The 15687-nt window shown below is 75.2% G+C and carries 12 protein-coding genes and 1 pseudogene; 3 read left to right on the top strand and 10 right to left on the bottom strand.

What is annotated here, in order from left to right; genetic code table 11:
- Positions 1-99 precede the first annotated feature (99 nt).
- The gene (locus D7M15_RS04165) at positions 100-870 is read right to left on the bottom strand and encodes an IclR family transcriptional regulator (RefSeq protein WP_121516241.1); all 771 of its coding nucleotides are present in this window, start codon (positions 868-870) and stop codon (positions 100-102) included.
- A gap of 128 nt (positions 871-998) precedes the next feature.
- On the opposite strand from D7M15_RS04165, the gene D7M15_RS04160 reads away from it, so the two are divergent.
- Positions 999-2543 (top strand): aldehyde dehydrogenase (NADP(+)), encoded by a 1545-nt coding sequence (locus D7M15_RS04160; RefSeq protein WP_121516240.1) that lies wholly within the window; start codon positions 999-1001, stop codon positions 2541-2543.
- A gap of 114 nt (positions 2544-2657) precedes the next feature.
- A complete protein-coding gene (locus D7M15_RS04155) occupies positions 2658-3737 on the top strand; it encodes an aminotransferase class V-fold PLP-dependent enzyme (RefSeq protein WP_240649121.1) in 1080 nt (359 codons plus the stop codon).
- Positions 3738-3850: 113 nt separating this feature from the next.
- Here D7M15_RS04155 and thpD read toward each other — a convergent pair whose 3' ends face one another.
- The 4 genes from thpD to ectA all read right to left on the bottom strand — a co-directional run bounded on the left by thpD (position 3851) and on the right by ectA (position 7354).
- Positions 3851-4750 (bottom strand): ectoine hydroxylase, encoded by a 900-nt coding sequence (gene thpD, locus D7M15_RS04150; protein ID WP_121516238.1) that lies wholly within the window; start codon positions 4748-4750, stop codon positions 3851-3853.
- An 83-nt stretch (positions 4751-4833) separates the two neighbouring features.
- A complete protein-coding gene (locus D7M15_RS04145; protein WP_121516237.1) occupies positions 4834-5229 on the bottom strand; it encodes an ectoine synthase in 396 nt (131 codons plus the stop codon).
- A gap of 147 nt (positions 5230-5376) precedes the next feature.
- On the bottom strand, positions 5377-6645 hold the full coding sequence (ectB, locus tag D7M15_RS04140) for a diaminobutyrate--2-oxoglutarate transaminase (RefSeq protein ID WP_121516236.1): 1269 nt from the start codon (positions 6643-6645) through the stop codon (positions 5377-5379).
- Positions 6646-6823: 178 nt separating this feature from the next.
- Entirely contained in the window at positions 6824-7354 is a 531-nt protein-coding gene (gene ectA, locus D7M15_RS04135; RefSeq protein WP_121516235.1) for a diaminobutyrate acetyltransferase, read from the bottom strand.
- A 649-nt stretch (positions 7355-8003) separates the two neighbouring features.
- Between ectA and D7M15_RS04130 the strand changes: the two genes are divergently transcribed.
- A complete protein-coding gene (locus D7M15_RS04130) occupies positions 8004-9107 on the top strand; it encodes an amidohydrolase family protein (protein WP_121516234.1) in 1104 nt (367 codons plus the stop codon).
- 140 nt (positions 9108-9247) lie between these two features.
- Here the strand turns inward: D7M15_RS04130 and cobC are convergent, their stop codons facing one another.
- From cobC to D7M15_RS04105, 5 genes and pseudogenes are all read right to left on the bottom strand, one after another.
- Positions 9248-10309, bottom strand: coding sequence for an Rv2231c family pyridoxal phosphate-dependent protein CobC (gene cobC / locus D7M15_RS04125; RefSeq protein WP_240649572.1), 1062 nt, complete (start codon positions 10307-10309; stop codon positions 9248-9250).
- 244 nt (positions 10310-10553) lie between these two features.
- A pseudogene (locus tag D7M15_RS04120) lies at positions 10554-11231 on the bottom strand (cobalamin biosynthesis protein); the annotation flags it as partial.
- Positions 11228-12676, bottom strand: a complete 1449-nt coding sequence (locus D7M15_RS04115; RefSeq protein WP_121520180.1) for a cobyrinate a,c-diamide synthase — start codon at positions 12674-12676, stop codon at positions 11228-11230. The gene D7M15_RS04115 and the pseudogene D7M15_RS04120, both read right to left, overlap by 4 nt.
- 100 nt (positions 12677-12776) lie before the next feature.
- On the bottom strand, positions 12777-13376 hold the full coding sequence (gene cobO / locus D7M15_RS04110) for a cob(I)yrinic acid a,c-diamide adenosyltransferase (protein ID WP_121516232.1): 600 nt from the start codon (positions 13374-13376) through the stop codon (positions 12777-12779).
- Positions 13376-15655: a putative cobaltochelatase gene (locus D7M15_RS04105; RefSeq protein ID WP_121516231.1), complete on the bottom strand. Its 2280-nt coding sequence runs from the start codon at positions 15653-15655 to the stop codon at positions 13376-13378. The genes cobO and D7M15_RS04105 overlap by 1 nt, the downstream gene beginning before the upstream one ends.
- Positions 15656-15687 lie beyond the last annotated feature (32 nt).

Genomic DNA, 15687 nt, shown 5'->3' with positions numbered 1-15687 from the left:
CGCCGCGGTGCCCGTACGTCCGCCCGTACGTCGATCCGTCTCCGCCGCACGGGGGAGACGGCGTCGGAGGCGGCTTCCGAGACGGTGTCAGAGGCGGTGTCAGAGACGGCGCGTCGCCAGCGCCAGCCGGTCCCGCGCGTCGAACAGCGCGTCCTTGATGAGCTGTTCGTGCGCGGGCGTCAGCCGCGCGACGGGCACCGAGCAGCTGACGGCGTCGCGCGCGGGGGTGCGGTACGGGATGGCGATGCCGAAGCACCGCAGCCCCAGCGTGTTCTCCTCGCGGTCCACCGCGTACCCCTGCTCCCGTACGACCCGCAGCTCCTCGATCAGCTGCTCGCGGTCCGTGAGGGTGTGCTCCGTGAGCGACGGCAGTTCCTCCGGCAGCAGCTTGCGCACCTGCTCGTCGGTGTACGTCGCGAGCAGCGCCTTGCCGAGCGAGGTGGAGTGCGCGGGCAGCCGCCGTCCGACGCGGGTGAACGGGCGCAGGTAGTGCTGCGACTGGCGGGTGGCCAGGTAGACGACGTTGGTGCCGTCGAGGCGGGCCAGGTGGATGGTCTCGGTGGTGTCGTCGGAGAGCCGGTCGAGGGTGGGGCGGGCGGCGGCGACGGCCTCGTCCCCGTCGATGTACGAGGTGCCGACGAGCAGAGCGCGCACCCCGATGCCGTACCGCGTGCCGGTGGAGTCGGTCTCGACCCAGCCGAGGTCGACGAGGGTGCGCAGCAGCATGTAGAGGCTGGACTTGGGGTAGCCGACGTTCTCCTGCACGGCGGCCAGCGAGTGCATGCCGGGCCGCCCGGCGAAGAACTCCAGCAGCTCCACGGTCCGTACCGCCGACTTGACCTGCGAACCACCCGTCTCGGCAGCTGACATCGTCCTTGACCCCTCTGATCACGCCGCTCTAGAGTCCCCGTACGGCATTCACTCACGCAGACGGTGTTCAGCATACCGAACAGGCGATCCCGGGTGACAGGCCCCGGCGAGCGGAAGGAACGTGCCCCGTGGCAGCAGCACCAGTGTGGAGCGTCGACCCCCGTACGGGAAAGCAGCGCGAACAGGTGGGCGTCGAGACCGGCCCGGCCGGGGTCGACGCCGCCGTACGCGCCGCGCACGCCGCGCGTGACGCCCTCACCGACCGCGCCGCGCGGATCGACCTGCTGGGCGCCGCCGCCGACGAACTGGAGGCCGCGCGCGCGGAGATCGTGCGCACCGCCGACGCCGAGAGCGCCCTCGGAGAGACACGGCTCGGCGGAGAGCTGAGCCGTACGACGGCCCAACTGCGCGCGTTCGCCGACGAGGTGACGGACGGCGGCTACCTCGGCGTCGTCATCGACCACCCCGACCCCTCGGCCACCCCGCCCTGCCCCGACCTGCGCCGCTACAAGATCCCGCTCGGCGTCGTCGCCGTCTACGGCGCCAGCAACTTCCCGCTCGCCTTCTCCGTGCCCGGCGGCGACACCGCCAGCGCCCTCGCCGCAGGCTGCCCCGTCGTCGTCAAGGCGCACCCGGACCACCCCGCGACGTCCGAGCTGTGCGCGGCGGCGCTGCGCCGCGCCGCCGCGCGCGCGGGGCTGCCGAAGGGCACCGTCGCCGTCGTGCACGGCTTCGAGGCGGGCGTCGAGCTGGTACGCCATCCGCTGGTCGCCGCCGCGGGCTTCACCGGCTCGGTACGGGGCGGGCGCGCCCTCTTCGACGCGGCCGCCGCCCGCCCGGTGCCCATCCCCTTCCACGGCGAACTCGGCTCGCTCAACCCGGTGGTGGTCACCGCGGACGCCGCGGCGGAGCGCGCCGAGGAGATCGGCGGCGGGCTGGCGGGGTCGATGACGCTGGGCAGCGGCCAGTTCTGCACCAAGCCCGGCCTGGTCCTCGTGCCCGTGGGCGATGCCGGTGACCGCCTCGTCGACGCGCTCGCCGGGCAGGTCGCGGCGGTGCCGCCGGGGCCGATGCTGGACGCCGGGATGCTGGTGGCGTTCCTGGAGGGCGTCGCCGCGCGCGCGGAGCTGGACGGCGTCGGGACCCCCGTGGCCGTACGCCCCGACGAGGACGGCGGGAACGCGATCGGCGCGGGCTTCCTCACCGTGCCCGCCGCGAAACTCGTCGCGGACGGGCCGCACCGGCTGCTGCTGGAGGAGTGCTTCGGACCCGTCACCGTCGTCGTCCGCCACCAGGACGACGACGAGGCCGCCGCCGTCCTCGGCGCCCTCGGCGGCAACCTCACCGCGACCGTGCACCTCGGTACGGCGGAGGCGGCCGGTACGGACCCGGGCGCGCGCGGCGCCGCGCTGCTCCGGCGGCTCACCGGGCTCGCCGGGCGGGTGCTGGTGAACGGCTGGCCGACCGGCGTGGCCGTCGCGCCCGCGCAGCAGCACGGCGGCCCGTACCCGGCGACCACCACGCCCACGACGTCGGTCGGCGCCACCGCCATCGAGCGCTGGCTGCGGCCGGTCACGTACCAGGACACCCCGGAACCGTTGCTTCCGCCGGAGCTGCGCGAGGCCAACCCGCTGGGACTGCCCCGCCGCGTGGACCGGCTCCGTACGGGTTGATCCGGCCCGCGTTCCCGCCGTACCCCCGCTGACCAGCGGGGATAAGGGCGCCTTGGGGAAACGGAACGGAAATTCGCCATGGACAGGGGTTTCCGTCCGCAGGAAGCTGGCGCCATGACGAGCCTGGGAGGCGCGGAGTTCGCGCCGCTGACGAAGACGTACCTCAACACGGCCTCCACCGGCCTGCTGCCGCTGCGCACGGCGAAGGCGCTCAAGGCCGCCGCCGACGACGGGGCGTACGGGCGGGTGGGGCCGGACGGCAACTTCGCGGCCCTCGCCGCCGCCCGCGCCGGGTTCGCCCGCCTCGCCGGGGTGCCGGTGGACCGCGTCGCCGCGGGCAACTCCGTCGCCACCCACGCCGGACTCATCGCCCGCGCGCTGCCCTCCGGCGCCGAGGTCCTCATCGCGGACGACGACTTCAGCTCCCTGGTCAACCCGTTCGCCGTGCGCACCGACCTCAAGCTGCGCAGCGCGCCGCTGGAGAAGCTGGCCGAGGCGGTCGGCCCGCAGACGGCGCTCGTCGCGGTCAGCGCCGTCCAGTCCGCCGACGGGCGGGTGGCCGACCTGGCCGCGCTGCGCGCCGCCGCCGACGCGCAGCCGGACGCCGGGCGGGAACGCGGCGGCCCGCGGATCGTCGTCGACGCGACGCAGGCCATGGGCTGGCTCACCCCCGACCCGCGGCACTACGACTACCTGCTGTGCGGCTCGTACAAGTGGCTGATGTGCCCGCACGGCGTCTCGCTGCTCGTCGTGCCTGGCGACCTCGGCCCGGACGAGCTGGTGGCCTACCACTCCGGCTGGGTCGCGGGCGAGGAGCCGTGGAACAGCTGCTACGGGCCGATCGCCCAACTCGCGCACAGCGCCCGCCGGTTCGACGAGCGCCCGGCCTTCCTCGCGTACCTCGCCGCCGAGCACTCCTTCGCCCTCGTCGAGGAGCTGGGCACGGAGCGCATCGGGGCGTACGACCTGGCGCTGGCCGACCGCTGCCGCGCCGGGGCGCGGGAGCTGGGGCTGACCCCGGTCGAAGCCCGCTCCCCGATCGTGGCCCTGCCCGGCCAGGGCGCCGCCGCGGAACGGCTGAAGGCGGCGGGCGTCGAGGCGTCCGTACGGGCGGGGAACCTGCGCGCCGCCTTCCATCTCTACAACACGGAGGCGGACGTGGACCGGCTGCTGGCGGTCCTGGCCGGGAGCTGAGCCCGGGGCCCGCGACGCCCGTACGGCCCGCGACACGCGTACGGCCCGCGACGCCCGTACGGCCGGGACGCGGCACCCCGCGCCCCGGCCGTACGCTGCGGCCCGGGAAGCCCCTACCCCACCGGCGTGAAGTCGCGCGCCCCGATGTACGAGGGACGGCGGACCGGCGCGGCGAAGGGCTCGACGGCCTCGTTCTCCACGCTGTTGAACACGATGAAGACGTTGCTGCGCGGGAACGGCGTGATGTTGTCGCCGCTGCCGTGCATGCAGTTGCAGTCGAACCAGGTCGCCGAACCGGCCGGGCCCGTGAACAGCTCGATGCCGTGCTCCTCGGCGAACTTCGTCAGCGACTCGTCGGACGGCGTGCCCGCGTCCTGCATCTGGAGCGACTTCTTGTAGTTGTCCGCGGGCGTCTCGCCCGAGCAGCCCAGGAACGTGCGGTGCGAACCTGGCATGATCATCAGGCCGCCGTTGGTGTCGTGGTTCTCGGTCAGCGCGATCGAGACGGAGACGGTCCGCATGTGCGGCAGCCCGTCCTCCGCGTGCCACGTCTCGAAGTCGGAGTGCCAGTAGAAGCCGCTCGCGCCGAAGCCCGGCTTGACGTTGATCCGCGACTGGTGCACGTACACGTCGGAGCCGAGGATCTGCCGGGCCCGGCCCACCAGGCGCGGGTCCCGCACCAGGGCGCCGAAGACCTCGCTCAGGTCGTGCACCTCGAACACGGTACGGATCTCGCGCGACGACGGCTCGGTGATCGCGCGCGGGTCGTCCCGTACGTCGGGGTCGGAGGTCAGCCGCTCCAGCTCCCGCCGGTACAGCTCCACCTCGTCCGGGGTGATCAGCCGCTCCATGGACAGGAAACCGTCCCGTTCGAAAGCTGCCAGGTCCGTGGCCCCGAGGGGCCCCGGCGCTTCCGGGGCGGACCACACCACGGGGTCCAGTCGCGGCGTGGCCACCTCGGTGGTTCCGCGCGTCGGGTACAGGTCGGCGGTGCGTCCGGGTGCGATGGTCATGGTGGTGCCTTCCTCTCCTCTCGTACGGGCCCTGGCGTGGGGCGGGTGGGCCGCGCGCCCGCCGGGGGCGCGCGGCCGTCGGGTCAGTCCTCGGTGAGCAGCGGGTAGACGCCGTTCTCGTCGTGGTCCTCCCGGCCGGTCACCGGCGGGTTGAACACGCAGATGACGCGGAAGTCGGACTTCGGGCGCACCGTGTGCTTCTCGTGCCCGTCGAGGAGGTACATGGTCCCCGGCCCGATCAGGTGCTTCTCGCCGGTCTCCTCGTTGGTCAGCTCGGCCTCGCCCTCCACGCAGAGCACGGCCTCGATGTGGTTCGCGTACCACATGAAGGTCTCGGTGCCCGCGTAGAGCGTGGTCTCGTGCAGGGAGAAGCCGACACGCTCCTTCGCGAGCACGATGCGCTTGCTGCGCCAGGTGCCCGTGGCGGACGTGATGTCGCGGTCGGTGCCCTCGATGTCCTGGAACGAACGAACGATCACTGCGTACTGCCTTTCTGCTCTGCTGTCTTCTCGGGGTTCCCCGTATCCGCCCGGGGTAGTCGGTGGCCCCGCCCCCCGGTGGGAGGCGTGCCGGGCCAAGGGGGCGGCCCGCCCCGCGGGTGGCGGGACGGGCCGGGAATCGGGTGGCTAGGCGGTCTCGCGCACCGCTCGGGCGAGGATACGCAGACCCTCGTCCAGCTCCTCGGGGGTGATCGTCAGCGACGGCAGCAGCTTGACGACCTCGCTCTGCGGGCCGGACGTCTCGATCAGCAGCCCCAGCTCGAACGCGCGCTTGGCGATGGCACCGGCCCGCTCCTTGTCGTGGAACTCGACGCCCCACACCAGGCCGCGCCCGCGGTGGGCGGCGATGTCGTCGGCGTGCTCGACCGCGATGGCGCGCAGCGCCGTCTCGACCTGCTCGCCGCGGGCGATGGTCTGCTTCTCCATCTGGCCGTCGGTCCAGTACGTACGGAGCGCCGCGGTCGCCGTCACGAACGCCGGGTTGTTGCCGCGGAACGTGCCGTTGTGCTCGCCCGGCTCCCAGATGTCCAGCTCCGGCTTGAACAGCGTCAGCGCGAGCGGCAGTCCGTAGCCGCCGATGGACTTCGACAGCGTGATGATGTCCGGCTTGATGCCCGCCTCCTCGAAGGAGAAGAAGGCGCCCGTACGGCCGCAGCCCATCTGGATGTCGTCGACGATCAGCAGCATGTCGTGCCGCTCGCACAGCTCCGACAGCGCGCGCAGCCAGGAGGCGCGCGCGACGTTGATGCCGCCCTCGCCCTGCACCGTCTCGACGATGACGGCGGCGGGCTTGTTCAGCCCGGAGCCCTGGTCCTCCAGCAGCCGCTCGAACCAGATGAAGTCCGGCGTCGCGCCGTCCAGGTAGTCGTCGAACGGCATCGGGGTGCCGTGCACCAGCGGGATGCCCGCCCCGGCGCGCTTGAACGCGTTGCCGGTCACCGCGAGGGAGCCCAGGGACATGCCGTGGAAGGCGTTCGTGAACGACACGATGGACTCGCGGCCCTTGACCTTGCGGGCCAGTTTCAGCGCCGCCTCGACCGCGTTGGTGCCGGTCGGGCCCGGGAACATGACCTTGTGGTCCATCTCCCGCGGCTTGAGGACCGTCTCCTGGAAGGTCTCCAGGAACGCCCGCTTCGCCGTGGTCGACATGTCCAGACCGTGCGTGACGCCGTCCCGTTCCAGGTAGTCCAGGAGCGCGCGCTTGAGCACGGGGTTGTTGTGGCCGTAGTTGAGCGTCCCGGCGCCGGCGAAGAAGTCGAGGTACGTGTGGCCGTCCTCGTCGTACATGTGGGCGCCCTGGGCGCGGTCGAAGATGGTGGGCCAGCCACGGCAGTAGCTGCGCACCTCCGACTCGACGGTCTCGAAGACACTCAGATCGGGCTGGGTGATGGTCACAGCATGCTCCTGGGAGTGAGGTTCACGTGGAGAGAGGTCTGGGGGGAGTCGTCGGTGCGGGAATGCGCTCCATCGCGCCCCGTCCTTTCGGCGTGCTCTCGGCTCGTGGCCGTACGGGCGGCGCGTACGCGACCGTGCGTACGCGGTGCCGGACCGTCCGCTCGGACGTGTCCGCCGGTCAGTACCCGGCGGTGTCGTCGCGTGGCTCCGCCAGTGAAGGGACGGGGCCGATCCGGTACAGCACCTCGGGCTCGTGGCCGCTCTCGGGGAACACCCCGCCGTCGAACAGGACGGTGCGCTCCAGCGGGGCGGAGTGGCGCTCGGCGTAGGAGGTGAACAGCCGGTTGGAGGGGGCGTTGTCCGGGGTGACCGTCGTCTCGATGCCCTCGACGCCCAGCTCACGGGCCGTGCGGAGGGACAGTCCGTCCAGCATCGCCGCGGCGAGTCCGCGACCGCGCTGCGCCTCGTCGACGGCGACCTGCCAGACCAGCAGGGTCCGGGGCTGCCGTGGACGCAGGTAGCCGGTGATGAAACCGACGGGGGAGCCGTCCTCGGTGCGGGCCACCACGGAGGTGTCGGCGAAGTCGCGACACCACAGGAGGTAGCTGTAGGAGGAGTTGAGATCGAGCGTCCGGGAGTCGCGGGCGATGCGCCACAATGCGGCTCCGTCCTCCACACGTGGGGAGTCGAGCTTCAGTCCCTCCGGCATTTCCAGTGAGTCTCTCGGGGCACCTGCATGGTCTGCTTGTGCGGCGGTCATGGGAATTAAATTTACCTAGGAGAAACGGAAAACGCATCGTCGGAAGGGGTTACACGGAAGGGGAAGGTGTGTTATCGCGCGAGGTGCCGCCCCCGGACCGTGTGGCGGGGTTTTCCGGTGTCATGTCCTGATTTTCCCGGGCAAGTCGAGGGGCCCGTGGAGTCTGTCACAGTGCCATAACGACTGCGCCGGACGCCAGGATTCGGGCTGATGGAAGTCCGCGAAATCTCGGCGTTTGAGAACCGGGAAACCGGGAAGAAGATTGCAGGCAGCTCTACGGGATAAACGCTGCGCAAGTCAATCCGGGGTGAATCAAGATCCCCGACGAAGACCGCCCCGGCATTCACCGGGAAAGACGCGGTGATCGCGTTCCGGAAGCCGTCGAATCCGCTCCGTGCACGCGTCGTGTGCCCGCCGCACACGCGCGGTGAATTCCGCGTCCCACCGTGTCCCCGCCGTCCCCCGCACGCCTTCTGCGCACCGCCTCTCGGCCGCCCGTACGCCACGCGCCGTACGTTCCGCCGCCGTCGCGGAGGGCGCCCGCCCGCCGCCCGGGGCGGGCTCCCGGGACGCCCGCCCGCACTCGTACAGTGCGCCCATGAGCGGTGACGGCGGACTTCTCCACATCAAGGGCCGGGTGCTGGCGGGCCCCGACGACGTACGCGGCGAGCTGTGGGTGGCCGACGGCCGCATCACGTACGAGCCGCCGCCCGCCGCCGCGTACGGGCACGCCACCACCGTGCTGACCGGCTGGGTGCTGCCCGGCCTGGTCGACGCGCACTGCCACGTCGGCCTCGACATGCACGGCCCGGTCGACGCCGCGATCAGCGAGAAGCAGGCGCTGGGGGACCGGGAGGCCGGGACGCTGCTGCTGCGGGACGCCGGTTCGCCGTCCGACACCCGGTGGATCGACGACCGCGAGGACCTGCCGCGGATCATCAGGGCGGGCCGCCACATCGCCCGTACGCAGCGGTACATCCGCAACTACGCGCACGAGATCGAGCCCGGCGACCTCGCCGCGTACGCCCGTCAGGAGGCGCGGCGCGGCGACGGCTGGGTCAAGTTCGTGGGGGACTGGATCGACCGCGAGGTGGGCGACCTGACGGCCTGCTGGCCGCGCTGGGCCGTGGAGGAGGGCATCGAGGCGGCGCACGCGGAGGGCGCGCGCGTCACCGCGCACTGCTTCGCGGAGGACTCGCTGCGCGACCTGGTGGAGGCGGGCATCGACTGCGTCGAGCACGCCACCGGGCTGACGGAGGAGACCGTCCCGCTGTTCGCGGAGCGCGGCGTGGCCATCGTGCCGACGCTGGTGAACATCGACACGTTCCCGCGGCTCGCGGCGGCCGGCGAGGCCAAGTACCCGCGCTGGTCCGCGCACATGCGGCAGCTGCACGCCCGCCGCTACGACACGGTGCGGGCCGCCTACGACGCGGGTGTCCCCGTCTACGTCGGTACGGACGCGGGCGGTTCGCTCGCCCACGGTCTCGTCGCGGACGAGGTCGCCGAGCTGGTGAGGGCGGGCATCCCCGCGCGCGCGGCGCTGTCCGCCGCGACCTGGGGCGCGCGCGAGTGGCTGGGCCGCCCCGGGCTGGAGGAGGGCGCCCCCGCCGACCTGCTGGTGTACGAGGAGGACCCGCGCGCGGACGTACGGGTGCTGGCCGGGCCGCGGCGGGTGGTGCTGCGCGGGCGGATCGTGCGGTAGGGGATGCGTTTCCGCGAGGCGTGTACGGGACCGGAAGTTCCGCCGTACGGGGGACGGTTCGGGTCGGCGCGCGCTTGACGCCGTTCCGGCGCGGGCCGTCCTCGGGCCGCCGTCAGGCCGCGCTCCTCGTCAGGCCGCGCTCAGGCGCCTCCCGGCGTGTCCCGTGCCAGGCCGCCCGCCGCCGCGAGGGCCGCCGCGAGCGCGTCCGTCGTCGCCCGGTCCCGTACGGCCAGCCGCAGCCACTCCGGGCCGAGCCCTGGGAAGGTGTCGCCCCTGCGCAGCGCGAAGCCCGCCTCCCGCAGCCGGAGCCGCAGCGCGGTGGCCCGTGAGTGGCGTACCAGCAGGAACGGCGCCTCCGCCGGTTCCACCACCCGCAGCCCCGCGCCCGCGAACTCCCGCAGCCGGGCCAGCAGATGCGCGCGGTCGGCGGCGTACTGCCGCGCCGCGCGCGCCGCTTCGGCGAGCGCGTCGGGGGCGCAGCACGCCTCGGCCGCCACCAGCGCCGGGGTGGAGACCGGCCACAGCGGCTGGTGTGCGCCGAGGGCGGCGACGGTGTCGGGGTCGGACAGCACGTAGCCGACGCGGAGCCCGGCCAGCCCCCAGGTCTTGGTCAGGCTGCGCAGTACGGCGACCCGCCCCGGCAGCGTCGTGACGAGGGGGGCGAGCGTCTCGCGCTCGTCCGGTACGGCGTCCATGAACGCCTCGTCCACCACCAGCGTGCGCCCCTCGCGCGCCAGCGACTCGAGCGTCCCGGCGGGGTGCAGCACGGACGTCGGGTTGGTCGGGTTCCCGACCACCACCAGGTCGGCCGCGTCGGGGACGGCGCCGGGGTCGAGCCGGAAGCCGTCGTCCGCGTCGAGCAGCACGCGCCGTACGGTGTGGCCCGCGTCGCGCAGCGCCGCCTCCGGCTCGGTGAACTGCGGGTGCACGACGGCGGGTGCCGTGGCCCGCAGCGCGCGGGCCAGCAGCACGAACGCCTCCGCCGCACCCGCCGTCAGCAGCACGCACTCCTCGGGCAGCCCGTGCCGCGCCGCCACCGCGCGCCGTGCGGCGCGCCCGTCCGGGTAGGCCGCCAGGGTGCCGAGCGACGCGGCGATACGGGCGGTGAGCCAGGCGGGCGGGGTGCCCGCGCGTACGTTCACCGCCAGGTCGGTCAGGTCGGCGCCCGCGCCGCGCACCTCGGCGTCGCCGTGGTGCCGCAGGAGGTCCGGCCCGGTGGGCTCGTCGGCCGAGGGTCCGGCCGGTGGCCCGGGGGCGTGGGCGGCGCGCGCCGGGTGGTCAGGCGGGGGTGTCACGGGGGCTCCCGTCCGGCCGCCGTCGCGGCCCCTCGTACGGCTCCGGGCTTCCGGGGTGTGCGGGGCGTGCGGGGTGTGCGGCGGGCGCGGGGGTCTCGGCGCGCTCCGGGTGCCGGCGTCCCCACACGCCCCGTCCCGTCGGCACCGGCCATCCCGCCGGAGGGCGCCGAGCCACGGCCGCCGTGGCACGGGCCGTACGCCCGTGGGGCGCGGACAGCCGCTTGGGCACGGGCAGTTCGGGCCCGTACGGTGCGGGCGGCGGGGCCTTCGGCGGTACCGCGCGCGCGGCGTGCAGCGCCGCCGCCTCCGCGACGGACGGCGTGCCGACCGCCGCGCGCGCGGCGGCCGACGGGGCGCCCGGCACCCGTACGGCCGCGAGCACGTCCGCCGGGTACGCCCGCAGCGGTACGCCGAACCGCGCGGCCGCGCCCAGCAGCCCCGGTTCGTCCGCCCGAACCGCCACGGTGGCCAGGGCGGTCACGGAGGCGTACGACAACTCGGCGTCGGCGAGGGCCCGTTCGACCAGCTCGACGACCTCGGCGGCGGACACGCCGGGCCGCGCGCCGACCCCCACCGTCAGCGACGGTGGCCGCAGCGCCGCCCCGTACGGGCCCAGCGGCACGGTCCGGTCGGTGACCCGGAGCGTGTGCGCGGTGCCGGGCGGCACCGTCGCGCGCACGTGCGGCGGCAGCGTGCCCGCGCCCGGCCAGCCCGCCTCGGCCCGCAGCCGTACCGGCAGCCCCTCCCGTACCGCCCGCGCCACCTCCGTGACGGCGCCCTCGGCGGGCCAGGGGAGCGCGCCGCACGGGCCCGGCGCCGCGTCGTTCACCGCGCGCCCCCGGCCGCGCCCCGCGCCGCGCGGACCGCCTTCGTCCGGGCCGCCTCCGCCGGGCCCGCGCACCGCGCCGCGAAGCGCCGCGCCATCCCCGGCTCCGAGGCCCAGTGCACGTGCAGGTACGAGGCGTGCACGCCGCCCTGCACGAAGCCCTCCGTGCGCCGTTCCGGCCGTACGAGCCCCCACGCGGGCGTGCGCCCCGCGCCCGGTTCGAGGACCGTGCGGTGGAACTCGTGCCCGTGCACGCGCGTGCCCTCGGCCGCCAGCACGCTGTCGCCCACGGCGACGGCGGCGCGGTAGCCGAGCGTCAGCCGGTCCGTCATCCGGCCGGTGGCGTCCAGCACGCCGCACATGGGCGCGCCGTCCAACTCCCGCGCCAGGTACAGCAGTCCGGCGCACTCCGCCGCCACGGGCCCGGTGAAGGCGGCGACGGCGGCGCGCAGCGGCGCGTTCTCCGCCAGCTGCGCCGCGTGCACCTCGGGGAACCCGCCGCCGACGACCAGGCCGCCGGTGCCCTCGGGGAGCCGTTCGTCGCGCAGCGGGTCGAAGGTGACGACGTCCGCGCCCGCCGCGCCCAGCAGTTCGGCGTGCTCGGCGTACGAGAAGGTGAACGCCGCGCCGCCCGCCACCGCGACCACCGGCCGCCGCCCCGCGCCCGGCCCGTCCGGCGTCGCGCCCCGGTCCGTCGCGCCCGCGTCCGCCGCCACCTCCCGCGCCGGGTCCCAGGCCGCGCCCGCCAGCGGCGGCGCGGTGCGCGCCAGCGCGAGGAGGGCGTCCAGGTCGCAGCCCTCCCGTACGCGGGCCGCCAGCGCCGCCACCATCTGCCGCGCCTCGTCGCCCCGTTCGGCCTGCGGTACGAGTCCGAGGTGGCGGCTCGGCGTACGGAGCGCCGCCTCGCGGCGCAGCGCGCCCAGCACCGGCACACCGGACTCGTCGAGCGCCGCGCGCAGCAGCTCCTCGTGCCGCGCGGAGCCGAGCTTGTTGAGGATCACGCCCGCGACGCGCACCTCCGGGTCCCAGGACGCGAAGCCGTGCACCAGCGCGGCCACGGACCGGGACTGCGCCGAGGCGTCCACGACGAGCACCACGGGCGCCCGCAGCAGCTTCGCCACGTGCGCGGTCGACGCCAGCTCGCCCTCGCCGCTGGCGCCGTCGTAGAGGCCCATCACGCCCTCGACGACGGCCAGTTCGGCTCCGGCGGCGCCGTGCAGGAACAGCGGCGCGACGCGTTCCGGGCCGCACAGGAACGCGTCCAGGTTGCGCCCGGGGCGGCCGGTGGCGAGCGTGTGGTAGCCGGGGTCGATGTAGTCGGGGCCGACCTTGTGCGGCGACACCGCCGTGCCGCGCTCCGCGAACGCCGCCATCAGGCCCGTCGCGACGGCCGTCTTGCCGCTGTTCGACGCGGGCGCCGCGACGACGAGCCGCGGTATGTCCGTCAGCACGGCCGTACCCCACTCCCGTCGCCGTCGCCGTCGCCGTCGCCGTCGCCGTCGCCGACGCCGCCGGTCGCCCGGCGCGGCCCGCCGCTCCCGCCGGTGGTCACCACTCGATGCCCCGCTGGCCCTTCTGGCCCGCGTCCATCGGGTGCTTCACCTTCGTCATCTCCGTCACCAGGTCGGCGGCGTCGAGCAGTTCGGGCGGCGCGTTGCGCCCGGTGACGACGACGTGCTGGGTGCCCGGCCGGTCCCGCAGCACGGAGACCACCTCGGCCGTGTCGAGCCAGCCCCAGTGCAGGGCGTACGCGAACTCGTCGAGCACGTACAGCCGGTACGTCTCCGCCGCCAGGTCCCGCCTGATCTGCGCCCAACCCTCGCGCGCCGCCTCCTCGTTGCCCAGCTCGGCGTCGCGCTGGATCCAGGACCAGCCCTCGCCCATCTTGTGCCAGTCGACGGTGCCGCCCTCGCCGGAGGCGCCCAGGACGCGCAGCGCGCGTTCCTCACCGACCTTCCAGCGCGCCGACTTCACGAACTGGAACACCCCGATCGGCCACCCCTGGTTCCAGGCGCGCAGCGCCAGCCCGAAGGCCGCCGTCGACTTGCCCTTGCCCGTGCCCGTGTGCACCGCCAGCAGCGGCCGGTTCCGGCGCTGCCGGGTGGTGAGCCCGTCCTCCGGTACGGTCTCCGGCTGTCCCTTCGGCATCAGGCCGTCCTCTTCCCGCCGCGTACGGCACTCGTTCCGTCCTCCGTCCCGCCGGGCCGTACGGAGCCCCCGCCCCGTACGGCGTCCCCGGCCCGTCGTGCCGCCGTACCGCCCCGCGCCGCCGCCGTACGGGCGCCGCCCGCCGTACGGACGTCCCGCACCAGGTCCGACACCGCGTCCGCGCGCAACTCGTCGAGGGTCACGGCGGGGCCGCCGCCCAGCCGGAGCGCCAACTCGGCGGCCAGGCCCAGCCGTACGGGACCCGACTCGCAGTCCACGACGACCGCCGCCGTGCCGTCCGCCGCCAGCAGGTCCGCCGCGTGCCGCGCGCGCGGCAGCGGACTCGCGCCGCCCGTCGCGCGCCCGTCGGTCACCACGACGAGCAGGGGGCGGCGCGACGGGTCGCGCAGCCGCTCGATCCGCAGCACCTCGCGCGACCTGAGCAGCCCGGCGGCCAGCGGGGTGCGGCCGCCCGTGGGCAGCGACTCCAGGCGGGCGGCGGCCGCCTCCACCGACGACGTGGGCGGCAGCGCGAGGGCGGCGTCCGCGCCGCGGAACGTCACCAGGCCCACCTTGTCCCGCCGCTGGTAGGCGTCGAGCAGGAGCGACAGCACGGCGCCCTTCACGGCGCTCATCCGCTGCCGGGCGGCCATCGACCCGGAGGCGTCGACCGCGAACAGCACGAGGTTGCTCTCCCGCCCCTCGCGCACCGCCTCCCGCAGGTCGTCGCGGCGTACGACCAGCCCGCTGCCCGTACGCCCGCGCGCGTGCTGGTGCGGCGCCGCCGCCCGTACGGTCGCCGCCAGGTGCAGCTTGCCGAGCGCGCCGTGCGGGCGGCGGGCGCCCGTGGTGCGGCCGTGCGCCGTACGGGCGCGCGAGCGGCGGCCCGCCGCGCCCTCGCCTAGGCCGGGGACGGTCAGCGTCCGGGTGCGGAACGGGTCGGCGGCGCGTGCCGCCGGCTGTTCGGGCGCCCCGCCGGGGGCGGGCGCCGGGCCCGCGCCGGGGTCGTCGGGCGCGTCGGTACGGTCCCGCGCGTCCGCCGGGTCCCGCCGCTCCGGGGGCGGGCCCGGCGGGGCGCCGCCGTCCGGGCCGCCGTCGCCGGGGCCGCCGTCCGTGCCGTCCTCCGGCCGCCCGTCCGGGCCGTCCGGCCCGTCCTCCGGGCCGGACGGCGGCGGCCCGGGGTCCTCCGGGTCCGGGTCGTCCTCCGGCCCGTCGTCGCCGCCCCCGCTGTCCTCGCCCGCGTTCTCGCGCAGGACCTCGTCCAGCTTGTCCTCGTCCAGGCCGGGCGCGTCGAACGGGTTCCGCCGCCGCCGGTGCGGCAGCGCCAGCAGCGCCGCCTGCCGTACGTCCTCCGCCAGCACCTCCGTACGGCCCGCCCACGCCGCCAGCGCGCTCGCCGTACGCGCCATCACGATGTCCGCCCGCATCCCGTCCACCTCGAACGCGGCACACGTCGCGGCGATCTGCCGCAGCGCCGCGTCACCGAGCCGTACGTCGGGCAGCACCGCGCGCGCGGCGGCGACGCGCGCCCGCAGCGCCTCCTCGTCGTCGGTCCAGCGCGCGGCGAAGCCGTCCGGGTCCGCGTCGTACGCCAGCCGCCGCCGTACGACCTCCACCCGCTCGTCCGTCTCCCGCGACGCCGCCACCTCCACGGTCAGCCCGAAGCGGTCCAGAAGCTGCGGCCGCAGCTCGCCCTCCTCCGGGTTCATCGTGCCGACGAGCAGGAAGCGCGCCGCGTGCCGTACGGACACGCCCTCGCGCTCCACGTACGAGGCGCCCATCGCGGCGGCGTCCAGCAGCAGGTCCACCAGGTGGTCGTGGAGGAGGTTGACCTCGTCGACGTAGAGCACGCCGCGGTGCGCCTCCGCCAGCAGGCCGGGCTCGAACGCCTTCACGCCCTCGGACAGCGCGCGCTCGATGTCCAGCGCGCCGACGAGGCGGTCCTCGGAGGCGCCGACGGGGAGTTCGACCATCCGCGCCGGGCGCGACGTGCCGACGGCGCCCGTGCTCGCCGGGCCCGCCGTCTCCGGCGCGGGCGCGTGCGGCCCGTCCGGGCAGCCCGGGTCTGGGGCGGCCGGGTCGCAGGAGAACCGGCAGCCGGGTACGGCGTCCAACCGGGGCAGCAGCGCGGCGAGCGCGCGTACGGCGGTGGACTTCGCCGTGCCCTTCTCCCCGCGTACGAGGAGACCGCCGATGGCCGGGTGCACCGCGTTGAGCAGCAGGCCCAGCCGGAGGTCCGGCATTCCCACGAGGGCGGTGAAGGGGTAGGGGGTGCTCACGTCGCTGCGGCTCCTCGGGGTGCGTCGTACGG

Origin of the sequence: Streptomyces sp. Z26, assembly GCF_003665095.1 — a bacterium.
Classification (GTDB): Bacteria; Actinomycetota; Actinomycetes; order Streptomycetales; family Streptomycetaceae; genus Streptomyces; species Streptomyces phytohabitans.
The sequence above is the reverse complement of the archived record's forward strand: the minus strand, read 5'-3'. Positions and strand labels throughout refer to the sequence as shown.